The organism is Paenalkalicoccus suaedae (genome assembly GCF_006965545.2).
GTDB classification, from domain to species: domain Bacteria; phylum Bacillota; class Bacilli; order Bacillales; family Salisediminibacteriaceae; genus Paenalkalicoccus; species Paenalkalicoccus suaedae.
In genome coordinates this window covers 399,082-411,633 of the sequence record NZ_CP041372.2, presented here as the reverse complement: position 1 = coordinate 411,633, position 12,552 = coordinate 399,082, and the positions used below count along the sequence as shown (strand labels likewise).

The 12,552-nt window shown below is 43.3% G+C and carries 14 protein-coding genes; 7 read left to right on the top strand and 7 right to left on the bottom strand.

Annotation, left to right across the window (positions count from 1 at the left end):
- Positions 1 to 114: 114 nt before the first annotated feature.
- Positions 115 to 519 carry an RDD family protein gene (locus tag FLK61_RS02525; RefSeq protein ID WP_176007969.1) on the bottom strand — a complete coding sequence of 135 codons (405 nt, stop codon included), beginning with the start codon at positions 517 to 519 and terminating at the stop codon, positions 115 to 117.
- A 399-nt stretch (positions 520 to 918) separates the two neighbouring features.
- On the opposite strand from FLK61_RS02525, the gene katG reads away from it, so the two are divergent.
- Positions 919 to 3,132, top strand: coding sequence for a catalase/peroxidase HPI (katG, locus tag FLK61_RS02520; RefSeq protein WP_176007968.1), 2,214 nt, complete (start codon positions 919 to 921; stop codon positions 3,130 to 3,132).
- A 140-nt stretch (positions 3,133 to 3,272) separates the two neighbouring features.
- Here the strand turns inward: katG and FLK61_RS02515 are convergent, their stop codons facing one another.
- The 3 genes from FLK61_RS02515 to FLK61_RS02505 all read right to left on the bottom strand — a co-directional run bounded on the left by FLK61_RS02515 (position 3,273) and on the right by FLK61_RS02505 (position 4,384).
- Positions 3,273 to 3,566, bottom strand: a complete 294-nt coding sequence (locus FLK61_RS02515) for a hypothetical protein (RefSeq protein ID WP_176007967.1) — start codon at positions 3,564 to 3,566, stop codon at positions 3,273 to 3,275.
- Positions 3,567 to 3,615: 49 nt separating this feature from the next.
- Entirely contained in the window at positions 3,616 to 3,804 is a 189-nt protein-coding gene (locus FLK61_RS02510; protein ID WP_176007966.1) for a hypothetical protein, read from the bottom strand.
- Positions 3,805 to 3,913: 109 nt separating this feature from the next.
- Complete coding sequence (locus tag FLK61_RS02505; RefSeq protein WP_176007965.1) at positions 3,914 to 4,384, bottom strand: cupredoxin domain-containing protein; 471 nt, start codon at positions 4,382 to 4,384, stop codon at positions 3,914 to 3,916.
- Between the two features lie 141 nt (positions 4,385 to 4,525).
- Here FLK61_RS02505 and FLK61_RS02500 point away from each other — a divergent pair, with 141 nt between their 5' ends.
- The 5 genes from FLK61_RS02500 to FLK61_RS02480 are packed head-to-tail and all read left to right on the top strand — an operon-like array spanning position 4,526 to position 9,346.
- Positions 4,526 to 4,846, top strand: a complete 321-nt coding sequence (locus FLK61_RS02500; RefSeq protein ID WP_176007964.1) for a hypothetical protein — start codon at positions 4,526 to 4,528, stop codon at positions 4,844 to 4,846.
- Positions 4,847 to 4,893: 47 nt separating this feature from the next.
- Positions 4,894 to 6,174, top strand: coding sequence for a hypothetical protein (locus FLK61_RS02495; protein ID WP_176007963.1), 1,281 nt, complete (start codon positions 4,894 to 4,896; stop codon positions 6,172 to 6,174).
- A complete protein-coding gene (locus FLK61_RS02490) occupies positions 6,171 to 7,037 on the top strand; it encodes an ABC transporter ATP-binding protein (protein ID WP_176007962.1) in 867 nt (288 codons plus the stop codon). Before FLK61_RS02495 ends, FLK61_RS02490 begins: the two co-directional genes overlap by 4 nt.
- Positions 7,034 to 8,134 carry an ABC transporter permease subunit gene (locus tag FLK61_RS02485; RefSeq protein WP_176007961.1) on the top strand — a complete coding sequence of 367 codons (1,101 nt, stop codon included), beginning with the start codon at positions 7,034 to 7,036 and terminating at the stop codon, positions 8,132 to 8,134. The genes FLK61_RS02490 and FLK61_RS02485 overlap by 4 nt, the downstream gene beginning before the upstream one ends.
- 45 nt (positions 8,135 to 8,179) lie before the next feature.
- Positions 8,180 to 9,346 (top strand): DUF4317 family protein, encoded by a 1,167-nt coding sequence (locus FLK61_RS02480; protein ID WP_176007960.1) that lies wholly within the window; start codon positions 8,180 to 8,182, stop codon positions 9,344 to 9,346.
- Between the two features lie 685 nt (positions 9,347 to 10,031).
- Here FLK61_RS02480 and FLK61_RS02475 read toward each other — a convergent pair.
- The 3 genes from FLK61_RS02475 to FLK61_RS02465 all read right to left on the bottom strand — a co-directional run bounded on the left by FLK61_RS02475 (position 10,032) and on the right by FLK61_RS02465 (position 11,896).
- Positions 10,032 to 10,235: a DUF6366 family protein gene (locus FLK61_RS02475; protein ID WP_176007959.1), complete on the bottom strand. Its 204-nt coding sequence runs from the start codon at positions 10,233 to 10,235 to the stop codon at positions 10,032 to 10,034.
- A gap of 140 nt (positions 10,236 to 10,375) precedes the next feature.
- Positions 10,376 to 11,248 (bottom strand): SDR family oxidoreductase, encoded by an 873-nt coding sequence (locus FLK61_RS02470; protein WP_176007958.1) that lies wholly within the window; start codon positions 11,246 to 11,248, stop codon positions 10,376 to 10,378.
- A gap of 285 nt (positions 11,249 to 11,533) precedes the next feature.
- Positions 11,534 to 11,896 (bottom strand): VOC family protein, encoded by a 363-nt coding sequence (locus FLK61_RS02465; protein WP_176007957.1) that lies wholly within the window; start codon positions 11,894 to 11,896, stop codon positions 11,534 to 11,536.
- Positions 11,897 to 12,238: 342 nt separating this feature from the next.
- Here FLK61_RS02465 and FLK61_RS02460 point away from each other — a divergent pair, with 342 nt between their 5' ends.
- A complete protein-coding gene (locus FLK61_RS02460) occupies positions 12,239 to 12,544 on the top strand; it encodes a hypothetical protein (RefSeq protein ID WP_176007956.1) in 306 nt (101 codons plus the stop codon).
- The last annotated feature ends 8 nt before the right edge of the window (positions 12,545 to 12,552 follow it).

Below are 12,552 nucleotides of genomic sequence, written 5' to 3'. Positions count from 1 at the left end.
TGTTTTATGGAGATGTTATCTGTCGTTAAACTGAGGCTTTTATTAACGAAAGTTCATATAACTAGTTGATCTATTTCTTTAAGAATCAAGTTCCTTCTATATAATGAGTCTTCACTATTTCTTTACCACATACGTCTTAGCTAGTAGGTCATGTAGTCCTTCTTTTCGCTTCATGAACGCAATCATGATAAAGCCAAATAGAAAAATTAAGCCACTTATAAATTGTGAAATGTATCGCCCTAAAGATCGCAATACACTAATACGTTCTCCATCAGTAGAGGTAATTTTCATGCCTAGTATCGCCTTGCCAAAAGTTGCTTGGAGTGGTGTAGTTGGAAGAATCACATAGTAAAGAAGCCCAGTAATCCCATATAAGAAGTTAACCGAAGTTATACTTCGATATTCATACGTTCCAAATTGAATATACGTGTAGATAATAAAGGGTACCGCAAGGATAAACCCATCTATTAAAAAAGCTATAAGCCTTATCCAAAATCCACCGTACGATGTTTGTTCCATGGTAATACCTCCTCTTTTTTCCATTATCACATGAATGGTTATGTGAGTCGACTACCCTCCCTTAGTTCTCATTTACATGATTGTAATCAATAATTTATAGAAGCCTTATTACTCGCATTTTATAGGGAAACGCGTATAATAGTGGTGTATGTGGTTATGAACGTGTTGATTAGAAAAGCGATGAACAAATACCTTTCTGCTTTCGATATTCATTTGAGTAACGAAGGATTTCTAATTATTTTTATGCAGAAAACTTTGTGCGTTTGGCTTTTCTTTTTTTATCTTATTTAGTATAATTATAAAGTAATAATTATTATCAACAGATTTCACTTTGTTTCTAAAGTGAAGTTGGTAGTAATAATGGAATTCATTTACTCAACATTTGAAAGGGGAATGAACATGACAAGCAATCCAAACAACGAAGGAAAATGCCCAGTATCTCACGGACAAGGACAAGCGTCTGAGGGAACGGCAATTACGACTGGTAAAGCTAAAACAACAAATAAACATTGGTGGCCTAATCAGCTAGATTTAGGAATTTTACGCCAACACGATCGTAAGTCTACGCCATTCGGTGATGACTTTGACTATGCAGAGGAGTTTAAGAAATTAGACTACGACGCTCTTAAAAAGGATCTTCATGATCTTATGACAACAAGTGTAGATTGGTGGCCAGCGGACTACGGTCACTACGGTGGACTATTCATCCGCATGAGCTGGCACGCAGCTGGTACGTACCGTACTGGAGACGGTCGTGGGGGCGGCGGAACTGGCGCGCAGCGTTTCGCACCATTAAACAGCTGGCCGGATAACGCGAACCTTGATAAGGCTCGTCGTCTACTATGGCCAATTAAGCAAAAGTACGGAAATAAAATTTCTTGGGCTGACTTACTTGTACTAGCAGGTAACGTTGCAATCGAGTCTATGGGACTGAAGACATTCGGTTTCGCAGGTGGACGTGCAGACGTGTATCACCCAGAAGAAGATATCTATTGGGGTAACGAAAAAGAGTGGTTAGGAGACAACCGTTATTCTGGAGATCGTGAACTAGAAAAGCCTCTTGCAGCTGTGCAAATGGGTCTTATCTACGTTAACCCAGAAGGACCTAATGGCAAACCTGATCCAGTAGCAAGTGGTCGCGACATTCGTGAGACATTTGCACGCATGGGTATGAATGATGAAGAAACAGTAGCACTAACTGCTGGTGGACACACATTCGGTAAGTCTCACGGCGCTGCACCTGAAGAAGATAACATTGGAGATAATCCAGAAGCTGCTGACGTAGAAGAGCAAGGCTTCGGTTGGAAGAACTCGTATAAGACTGGTAAAGGTACAGATACGATTACATCAGGTATCGAGGGTGCTTGGACAGCAAACCCAACTCAGTGGGATAACGGATACTTCGATCTACTATTCGGCTATGAGTGGGAATTAACAAAGAGCCCAGCTGGCGCGTATCAGTGGACGGCAGTTGATCAAAGAGAAGAGCATATGGCTCCAGATGCACAGGATTCATCTAAAAAAGTCAAAACGATGATGACTACTGCTGATATGGCTATGCGCATGGACCCAGCATATGAAAAGATTTCTCGTCGATTCCACGAGAATCCAGAAGAGTTTGCAGATGCATTTACTCGCGCTTGGTTCAAACTTCTTCACCGTGATATGGGACCAAAAGATCGTTATCTTGGACCAGAAATTCCTGCAGAAGATCTAATCTGGCAGGACCCAATTCCAAAGGTTGACTACACGCTATCTGACGCAGAAGTAGCAGATCTAAAGGCGAAAATCCTTGATTCTGGCCTAACAGTCACTGAGCTAGTTAAAACAGCTTGGGCTTCTGCAAGCACATACCGTGGATCTGACTTCCGCGGAGGTGCAAACGGCGCTCGCATCCGTCTTGCTCCACAAAAAGATTGGGAAGCGAATGAGCCTGAGCAACTTCAAAAAGTTCTTTCTGTTTTCGAAGACATTCAGAGTGGCCTAGACAAGAAGGTTAGCCTTGCTGACCTAATCGTTCTTGGTGGTTCTGCAGCTGTCGAAAAAGCAGCGAAAGACGCTGGCTTTGATGTAACAGTTCCGTTTGCTCCTGGACGCGGTGACGCAACAGAAGAACAAACAGATGTAGAAAACTTTGACGTACTTGAGCCTGTATCTGACGGGTTCCGCAACTATCAAAAGAAAGAGTATGCGATTAGCCCTGAAGAGCAGCTAGTTGATAAAGCGCAATTATTAGGTTTATCTGCTCCTGAAATGACGGTACTTGTTGGTGGTATGCGTGCACTAGGTGCAAACCACAGCAATACACATCACGGAGTATTTACAGATAAAGTTGGCACATTAACAAATGACTTCTTCGTAAACCTATTAGACATGGGTATCGAGTGGAAGCCAGCTGACGAGTTCAACCTATACGAAGGTCGCGACCGTAAGACTGGCGAAGTAGTTCGCACAGCAACTCGTGTGGACCTTGTATTCGGATCTAACTCTATCCTACGTAGCCTTGCTGAAGTGTATGCACAAGACGACAGCAAAGAGAAGTTCGTAAATGACTTCGTTGCTGCTTGGGTGAAGATCATGAACGCGGACCGTTTCGATTTAGAAAACAAGTAAGACACTTGCTTAGAGCCTCTATCGCCTTTTGGCGATAGAGGCTCTTTATTATTAGGGTGTATCCCATCTTCTTTCACGTCGCAAAAAACAAAAAAGCGCCAATCCGCAGTCGTTACGTTTTGACACTTCTCCATATCGATTTATGCTTTTTTATCGGGAACTAAGATCGTCCGTTGCATAGGAGGTCCTGGTGTACTAACAGCACGCTCTGTTAAATGATAGGTTTTGCCATCAATGAGGAATTCTCGATTACCTTGATACTGCACATCTCGCCCTTCATCTCGAAGCGCCGTAACAACTGCTTGACTATGCTTATTTATATCTGTGTACCATTCCTCTAATTCGAGGACAATTCGTCCTTTTCCATATCCCATTAAATAGTTCAATAATAAACCAATTAAAATGATCCCTACAATCGCGATAATTATCTCCATTATCATTAGTACCCCCTTCTTAGTGAGTAGACTACTGAGATGCTTTCTATTAGTTACGATCGAGAATGATCATATGTCTCATATTATTGGTAAAATAATTGTTTTTATTTTCTATATAATGGATAATAAGCGAGCTAGGATTCTTATTTAGTACAACTTGTCCTTGTTTTTGCACAGACTCCTCTAATTTTTGCACCAACTGCTCTCCTTTTTGCACAACATCGTCTATATTTAGCACGACCCTCTCTCCATATAGTACGAGCCCCCTTAATTAACCCAGTCTCTATCAAGAACAACCCAAAAAAGCACCAGCCCACATTATCGTAGGCTAGTGCATCCCTCTCGCTTTACCTCACTCGCAAGGCAAACAGATAGATCGATTTTCCTCTAATTTCTTCATTATCCCAAGTGGCTTCTGCTTCGTAATAGTACGTACCAGGCTCACTTGGAGCATTCATACTTCCCGTATAACCAGTAAACGTTAAAACTTCTTCTGTACCGTCTAACAAAATGGTTGTTTGATTTGGCGCGGGAAATTCGATATCGTACTCAGTCGGACTTATATTAATTGCAAGCGAGGCGTTAGAAGCTATATCAAATGGATCTGCCCTTCTCTGTTCCAATCCTTCTTGAATGTCTTTTGTCTCTATGCACGGCTTGTTTTCCCCATCCCAACAACTGCTAGTTCGATAGGTTGTATAATTGTCAACCAATATATTAGGTGGCATGACTCGCGCCGCCTCCGCAACCTCTTCTTCCTCTGCGTTTTGTGAACAACCAACTATAAAAAATAGAAGAACAACAAAGACCCACTTCATTGTAAATCGCCCCTTTTCTATCATTAATGCAAGCTATCATTAAAAAATCAAATTACTTTTAATATTTACTTAATTTAGGAATTAGTATATCATATTGGTAACGAAGAGGAAAGTAAATTACTTACAATGGAGGCTTTATTTATGAATAAGCGCTACATAGTTACCTTTTTCACCACACTTCTATTTGCAATGCTACTAATGGGCAGTAGCGCATCTGCTACTTCTGCAACTGCAGAGGGCGATGCGGAGTTACAAACGAATACTCGTTATGTGACTGAATTAGTTATATATAATGGACGAATATCTCCTCCCAGCACATATTCTTACAGTCGCAATGGTTGGAGAGGCACTCTGACGCTTCAAAGCTTCCAATTTGACGGATCTCGAACTCTAGCAAGGTATGGCGGTAATATTTCTTGTTCAGGTACTTGTCCGATCGTAAGCTCAACCAGTAGTCAATAACACATTACCATATGACCTCACCTTCCTCTTCGTAAGAGGTCATATATATGCACTACCTACCTCCTCATACGAAAGGAACTGCCATGCTGTCACTTATACGGTTTGAGTGTAAAAAAGTAGTATCTTCGCGCTTTTTCTTAAGCTTACTTGCCCTTATTTGTCTATTTGTGATGGGCTTTTATACGTTTTTATACATACAGACAGACAGACCAGAAGAGCTTGCCGTCTTCACGGAAGCCATTCTCTTTCAGCATGAAGAAACAATCACCGAGTTAAACCGTCAAGTAGATGATGGGGAAATCGAAGTGAATAGCTTTGCATATGAAACGGAGCTCGCTCAGTACACTAGATTAAAAAAGCAAGCAGAAGTGGAATTACGTGCTTTTGAAGAAGAGGAATGGATACCGCTTTTAGAACAAGAGGCCGCCTCTATGCAACAGATGATCGACATGCAACAAGAGCGTAACTATCAATCCCGTACATATATGAGTGCTTTTACAGAAGACACCCATGTCGCATACTTAAATCAGCTTATCGAAACAGGTGCTTACCCTGTACTTCCAATTAATAACTTTTCACCGATGACCATCTATGATCAAGTATTCTCTGATCCTCTAATCGAGGACACTGTTCGTTCCATGAGTACGAAATATTCCTCAAGCGGTGTTCATACGTTGTACCATCTCTATGAAATATCCTTTAGTATTTTTGGTGCTGGATTATTTCTCTTTATGTTTGGTGATATGTTTACAAAAGAACGCGCGAAAAGCCAAGGTCAGATGTCTCTTATGCGCACACAGCCAGTGACGCATCGAGCAGTCACGACAGCGAAAGTCCTGACGATGCTTGGGCTTAGTCTCTTCATCTTGCTTGGTTTATCAGCTATTTTTTACGTAGTCGGCGCTATCATCGATCAACCGGGAGACTTTTCGTATCCTATTCTCGTTTACGGAAGCGATTATGCCTTCACCTTGATAAGCATGGCGTCCTTTCTCGCACAATCACTAACTCTATTTTTACTCTACCTACTTTTCTTATTCGTACTCGTCCAGCTCATCTCGTCGTTTACGGAGATAGGTATTATCGCGATCAGCCTGACATTATTAACAACGATCGGCCTCTATTTCCTAATAGAGCCGACTTGGAGCATCGCACCGTTTTTACCATTTCACTATTTTCACGTATCCGATATTGTCACAGGAACTTACGCAGCATTGCACAGCCAACCCCTCTTTTCCCCCATAACGGGCGTAGTGGTGTTGGTTGTATGGTCGGCAGTTGTATCTATGATCACTGCTGTTATCCGCAATAGAGGAGGAGCCGCATGATTATCGATGTAAAGAACGTTCATAAAACATATAAAAAACAGCCTGTATTAAAGGGTGTTGATATGCAAATTGAGGAGCCAGCCATACTCGCGCTCGTCGGTCCAAACGGTGCCGGCAAAACGACGTTGCTCCACTGCATGACCAATCTGCTGCCCATTGATCAAGGCTCGATTCATTTGCTTGGTAAAAATCATGCGAATCCGGAGATTTTTTATGAGACTGCTTATATGCAGGATAATCGCGTTTTGTACGATCACCTCACCGGGTATGATCACCTGCGCTTTATCACTCAGGTCCAAAAGATGGATGCAGCTCGGATTCATGAGGTGACGGAGCAGGTTGGTATGTCCTCCTATGTGAAAAAGCGTGTGCGTGCATATTCACTTGGAATGAAGCAGCATTTGTTGCTCGCCATGGCACTAATTAATAAGCCGAAGCTATTACTGATGGATGAGCCTCTTAATGGATTAGATCCTACTAGCGCGCTTCGAGTTCGGCACATTTTACAGGAAATTGCTGAAGCCGGTACAACAGTCGTTCTGTCATCTCACATATTAGGGGAAATTGACCGTCTAACAGATACGATTTACTTTATGAAGGATGGCGTATTGTTAAAAGAATCTGCTGACCAATTTGCCATTAATGAATATGCCATTTATGTGGACCAGCCGCATGCTGCGAAGAGTGCGTTAGAAGAGATGGAACACGTACGAGTGAAGGATGGCGTGATTCATTTTGATGAATCCACTGTTGCGTTAGCGCGCGTGCTTGATACGGTGAGCCAACAAGGCCTTACGATAACGCGTATTGAGAATGAGCGAATCGGCGCCGAAAAACGGTATCGGGAGTTGTTTGAAACATGAACGTCTTTTTATTCGAAGGCAAAAAGCTGTTTCGCTCCCCTGCTTTTCTTCTCGTGCTTGGGATCGTCGTTGTAGCTATTAGTATTCTGTTTATTCGTAACGTGATGCTCACTGACTATTTACACGACCAAGCCATTCAAGAAGTAGAGTCATTTTTATCGGAATCACGCATGAATGAGCGCATGTACGTGGCAGCTCTAGATACAAATCCAACTGATGAGGAGACCCTTCTTTTACAGGAGCGTAACCAAGCCATCCGTAGCAGTCTTCAAGCTCTCCAAACAGCTCGATTTAACGAGGATTCGCGCGCTGAGCTTGAAAGTGAGCTCCTGTTTTTTAGCAACGTTCAAGCCTTTCGTGACGCGGGTGGAGAATTCAACTTAAGCGAGACGCAAATAGCGCGTCAATCTCTTCAAAATGAAGCGCTGTTAGACGCAGACCTCGCTCGTGAAGTTAGTGGCTACGGTTTAAGTTTACCGAATTTCTTAGCCGATGTGCTCATGCTCTACTTCTCTGTCGGTGGGCCCGCGCTTCTACTAGTATTAGTTGCACCTTATATGACACATGAATTTGAGAATCGATCCATCTACTTTCTTTTTTCACAGCCAATTAATCGATCGCTTATCGTGCCTATTAAAGCGATCCACGCCTATGTAGCATTTATCGCGATCACGCTTTGTGTGGGAATAACTGCTAGCCTTCTTGCCCTTTTCTTCGGAAACTCGGGTAGCTTCGCGTATCCGCTCGTCGTAGAATATGGTGATTCCTATGCGCTCATGACAGTTGGCTCCTACATATTTCAAGGGCTTTTGCTACTTGCCGTGTTTGTCGTTTTCTTTATAGGGCTACATCTCTTATTTAGTGTACTCTTGCGCCATACATTGCCGGCAACACTTACGCTACTTACAGTTCTTCTTGCAGGATATGGTTCTACTCAGCTTCTTTCCATGAATGTCGTCAATCCTTTTGCATATGTCAATGTCCACGAGAAGTTCCTTTATGAAAGTGCTGCCCTTTACACAGCCGTTCCAGTGACGCTTGCTGTTGCAGGTTTATGTTATGCCGTTGCCTCCTATAGGCTAAAACACTGGATGTAGCTCCTACCTCTCCCGTGATAGAATAAGGACAGGAGGGATTTACCTATGGATAAAAAGGACATTGCCGCGATACGTCGCCAGTTTAAGTCTGATAACCAGCGACTTAGGCTTCACGATATTTTTACGCTCTATGTAATGAAGGATTCCACAGACATTTACCATGCGCAAAACACGCAGTTTGAGATGCTTGAACGCGAGCAGCAGGAGCTTTACCTGCAAAACTTTAAAAAAGTACTCGGTGGCCGCTTAGATGAGAAACTGTTTGAGCTTAAGTTTAAGCAGGATACAACTAGCCAGCTTGTCTTACATAAAGGTCTCTTAAGTAAAGATGCCCACGAATGGCAGTCTCAAATGGTTGCAATGACCGAGCGCATGTTAAAGGATCGCACGTACGATACCGATATTGTTATTACGTTTGTGCGCGGCGATTATTACATCTCAGCAGGCCAGCGCGGTCCTGACAGCGGCCAGGATGCGATGTATACAAATGCCTTCTTACTATCAACGATCAATAAAACCGAAGAGCCTGACCGTGAAATGCAGTTTGATTACGTGAAGAAAGAGTTTACCTACACGATCAACGTAGATCCCGTTATCGATTTGAAGCATCCTCTCGGTGGCTTTTTATTCCCTGCTATTACAGACGGATCGTCCGATGTAAATCGCGTGCTTTATGCGGCGGGAAAAAATAATGAGCCTGACTACGCATTTATTGAGGAAGTCCTTGAAGGAGAAGATATTACGACTGCTATCGAGGATAAAACGATTTTTGAAGAAGTCGTAAAGGAAATCGTTGGTCCCCAAGTTTCACCCACAACACTCGCAACGGTTTATGGGGAGATTAATCGCTTAGTGGAGGAAAACGAAACGGAAAGCACACCCATTTTAGATTACAAAGACGTCGATCGCGTACTCCGAAGTAGCGGTCAAGAAGTGAGCGAAGAGCAGGTTAAAGCCGCGTTCCAAAACGTGACCACAGAGGAAACGTATGAACTAAAGGCCGCGAACATTGTGCCTCGCTATACGTCGAAGTCGATTAAAATTAAGACGAAGGTAGCTGACATCTCGATCAGCCCACAGGATCTGCAGTATGTGCGCCAAGTAAACTACGATGGCAAACGTTGCCTCATGATCGATATTGACGAAGACGCAGAACTGGACGGCTTCCGCATGTTGCCGGAAGCGTTCGGACAGAAGGTAGAGACGGAATAAGGAAATAAGGCAGTGCCCCCTCCTCTTAGGTGATGGAGGGGGTTTTTAGTTTGAAGGTGGTGATGAAATGAGGTGGGTTGGTGCTAAATTGCGATGGATTTGTACCAAAACGAAAGGGGGTGGTGCAAAAACGAGAGCAGTTTGTGCTAAATTTAGCGACACCCCATGAAAATTATCCATAAAAATGGTTGTAAAACATGGAATAGTACAATATTTTGATGTTTAATCCATATACATTATTGGTAATTGTAAGGTAATAGATGATTTAAAGGGAAATAGTAGCATCGCTTATGGTGTCCTTGAATCTTCAACAATCACTATTTACGAGGGTATAGTCAAATCTCAGGAGGCAGGTGAACAAAATGACTATTCTATTTAACTCATGGTTTATGTTGGTGGTTTCATTTGTTGTCGCATTGGTTGTTAGTTTAGGTAATGCTGTCCCTCATTCAGATGGGCGAGGGTTTTTGTACTTCGGAATAGAATTGTTCATTCTAACAGCAATCTCTTTTATTGCGATAAAATTAATTACCATGACTATCTCCATGCTTTCAAAACAAACAACCATGTAGCATGAAAAAGCAGCTAGACTTTTAGCCCCTTTACCGAGTGATAGGTAAAGGGGCTTTACTGTTACTCGCACATGTCATTCTCTTAAGCACTTTTAACGTCACAACCCTATTTACTATCCAAAAAACGTCACATACAGCAAGTAAAATCCGATCAGGCTTACGATGGTGATGAGGAGTCCGAGCCAGCTGAAGCCGTTGGTGAACTCCGGTGCACTACCTGTTTGAGATCGGTCGAAAGCATCCTTAGCGTTGCCTAACGTATTTTTTTGTTGCTCGTCACGCCGAAGCTTTTCACGCTTTTCTTGCGGAGTAGTCATAGCATCGTTCCTCCTTACACAGTAATTTCGTCCAATTATAGCATACATAAAAAGGAATTAATAGAATAGTCAAGCAATTTCGCAATCAAAAAGAGAACCATAGCTAATTAATCAGCTAGGTCCTCCCCTTTATTCAACCGTTATTTACCAGCAGATAACCCGTCTACTACCTGCTTGACCGCATCGCGAAGCGGTGTGACAGGGCGTCCTAGTAGTTCCTCAAAATCGCTGTCTGGTACGTCTAGGGATCCTGAGCGAATGCTCTGTTGGATGCCGACAACGATATCCACGACAGGCTCCGTTAAACCTGCTTGGCGCATGCCCGCTGCATATTCTTCGTCCGTAACATCCTGCAGCACAACGTCGTTACCGAGCACGTCGCTAAGCGTATCCACAAACTCCTGCTGCGAGTATAGCGGTCCAGATAGCTCGTAGATCTTGTTCTCATGGCCGCCCTCCGTGAGCACAATCGCCGCTGCTTCGGCGTAATCGTCCTGCGTTGCCCACCCAACTTTGCCGTCGCCCGCTGATGTTACCCAAGGTGCACCAGTCATCACCTGCTGGATCGTGCTTGCTTCGTTCTCGATATACCAATTGTTGCGCAAGAGCGCGTAAGTAAGGCCAGATTCCTTGATCGCCTTCTCCGTCGCAACGTGTGGCGGCGCCATGATATTCGTGCTCTCCGGCGCCTGCGCGATGCTCGTGTACGCCACGAATGCTACGCCCGAGCGTTTTGCCGCATCGACTGCATTCGCGTGTTGCTTGATCCGCGTCTCGTTGTCGCCGTCCGTCGAGATAATAAGAAGTTTATCGACACCCTCAAACGCTTCATCTAACGACTCTGGATCGTCAAAATCGCCGCGCCGCACATCGACACCGAGCACCTTCAATCCCTCCGCCTTCGATGTATCGCGCACACTAACCGCAACCTCTTCGGGAGAAACACGGGCAAGCACGTTCTCCACAATTTTTGATCCAAGCTTACCAGTCGCTCCAGTTATAAGAATCGTCATCACGATCGCCTCCACTTTCTATTGTTAACATTATCGTTTCTACTTACATATAGTAAGTCAAAGTAGTAATAGATGCAATATTGGTGACTCGTATGGTGATGTAGGAGCTTCTTATTGATCGGTTTTACGTCGTTATTGACCGCAAACTGGCCGTTATTGATCGGTCACACTCTGCTATTAAACGCCACTGACCTCTTATTGACCATTATCTGTATAGTATCAATCCACTAATTGCCCAAGTGCCGCGGAACGTGCTTGTAACAGCTCGGCACTTGATTCAAATGATTATAGCCATTGTAAAAATTCTAGCCGATTGCCGAAGGGATCGGCAACATAGATTCGGTTTGCTCCAGGTAGTTTATCGTCTTCGATATAAGGGATGTTCTTTTTGCTGAGGTGATTTTTTAATGCTACGAGATCTTCTACTTCAAAACCAGGATGAGCTTTTTTCGCAGCTGTGAAGCTTTCTTCTGTCCCAATATGAAGGTGTACATCACCTGATTGGAACCAGACTCCTCCGTTTTCCTTAAGTGCTGGTGGCTTTTCCACTTCATCAAATTGTAGTACTATTTGATAAAACTTCCGAGCAATCTCCTCTGTATCCTTTGGTGCTGCAAGCTGAACGTGATCAAGTCGTGTAACAAACATACGAACCCCTCCACCTATAAGAAAATTCAGTCAACTAGACCTCTACTTCTCATTATAAGGTGTAGATCATTCCTTTTACGAATAACAATTTTGAGCGAGTTTCGATTCATTTTTCTTATCGGCGTCGTTAATTCATTGGGAAGTAACGGAGAAAGGTAAAAAAACCGAAGTAGCCTAATGCGCCGAGTAGCGTAAAGCCTGCGGTAAATAGCCATGCTTTTTTAGTCGTGCTCATATCACGTCACACTCCTCCCACAACAATCGAACTGGATAAATCAACCCAAGGAATAATTGTACATCTATGTTAAACTAGTACCAGATTAATGTAAAGGAGGTGCGAGGATGGTTGCTGTAAACTTACTATTGTTGCCACTATTTGTGCTCGGGGTACTGAGCTTCCTTGTGCTATCGACGAAAAAGAGTAGTGATAAAAAGGAATCTGAGCACGCACTTCAATCAACCTATAGTTTTGCAATTCCTATTTTGCCTATCGGTTGGTTATGTATAGAGCTCTTTCACCGATTCATTCAGCCAGTTTCACTTGCTACATACCGTGAATTTATCTGGACGCTTGTCATGCTTACGTTTATCGTCGTCGGCATTGGTGCCTACATGAAAAAACGTAGTGTGAAAAGTGCGAGTGTATAAGTGAGCGC

What these genes read in the sequence shown, in the direction of transcription:
- FLK61_RS02525 (WP_176007969.1), bottom strand. Translation starts at nt 519, where the DNA reads ATGGAACAAACATCGTACGGTGGATTTTGGATAAGGCTTATAGCTTTT.
- katG (WP_176007968.1), top strand. Translation starts at nt 919, where the DNA reads ATGACAAGCAATCCAAACAACGAAGGAAAATGCCCAGTATCTCACGGA.
- FLK61_RS02515 (WP_176007967.1), bottom strand. Translation starts at nt 3,566, where the DNA reads ATGGAGATAATTATCGCGATTGTAGGGATCATTTTAATTGGTTTATTA.
- FLK61_RS02505 (WP_176007965.1), bottom strand. Translation starts at nt 4,384, where the DNA reads ATGAAGTGGGTCTTTGTTGTTCTTCTATTTTTTATAGTTGGTTGTTCA.
- FLK61_RS02500 (WP_176007964.1), top strand. Translation starts at nt 4,526, where the DNA reads ATGAATAAGCGCTACATAGTTACCTTTTTCACCACACTTCTATTTGCA.
- FLK61_RS02495 (WP_176007963.1), top strand. Translation starts at nt 4,894, where the DNA reads ATGCACTACCTACCTCCTCATACGAAAGGAACTGCCATGCTGTCACTT.
- FLK61_RS02490 (WP_176007962.1), top strand. Translation starts at nt 6,171, where the DNA reads ATGATTATCGATGTAAAGAACGTTCATAAAACATATAAAAAACAGCCT.
- FLK61_RS02485 (WP_176007961.1), top strand. Translation starts at nt 7,034, where the DNA reads ATGAACGTCTTTTTATTCGAAGGCAAAAAGCTGTTTCGCTCCCCTGCT.
- FLK61_RS02480 (WP_176007960.1), top strand. Translation starts at nt 8,180, where the DNA reads ATGGATAAAAAGGACATTGCCGCGATACGTCGCCAGTTTAAGTCTGAT.
- FLK61_RS02475 (WP_176007959.1), bottom strand. Translation starts at nt 10,235, where the DNA reads ATGACTACTCCGCAAGAAAAGCGTGAAAAGCTTCGGCGTGACGAGCAA.
- FLK61_RS02470 (WP_176007958.1), bottom strand. Translation starts at nt 11,248, where the DNA reads ATGACGATTCTTATAACTGGAGCGACTGGTAAGCTTGGATCAAAAATT.
- FLK61_RS02465 (WP_176007957.1), bottom strand. Translation starts at nt 11,896, where the DNA reads ATGTTTGTTACACGACTTGATCACGTTCAGCTTGCAGCACCAAAGGAT.
- FLK61_RS02460 (WP_176007956.1), top strand. Translation starts at nt 12,239, where the DNA reads ATGGTTGCTGTAAACTTACTATTGTTGCCACTATTTGTGCTCGGGGTA.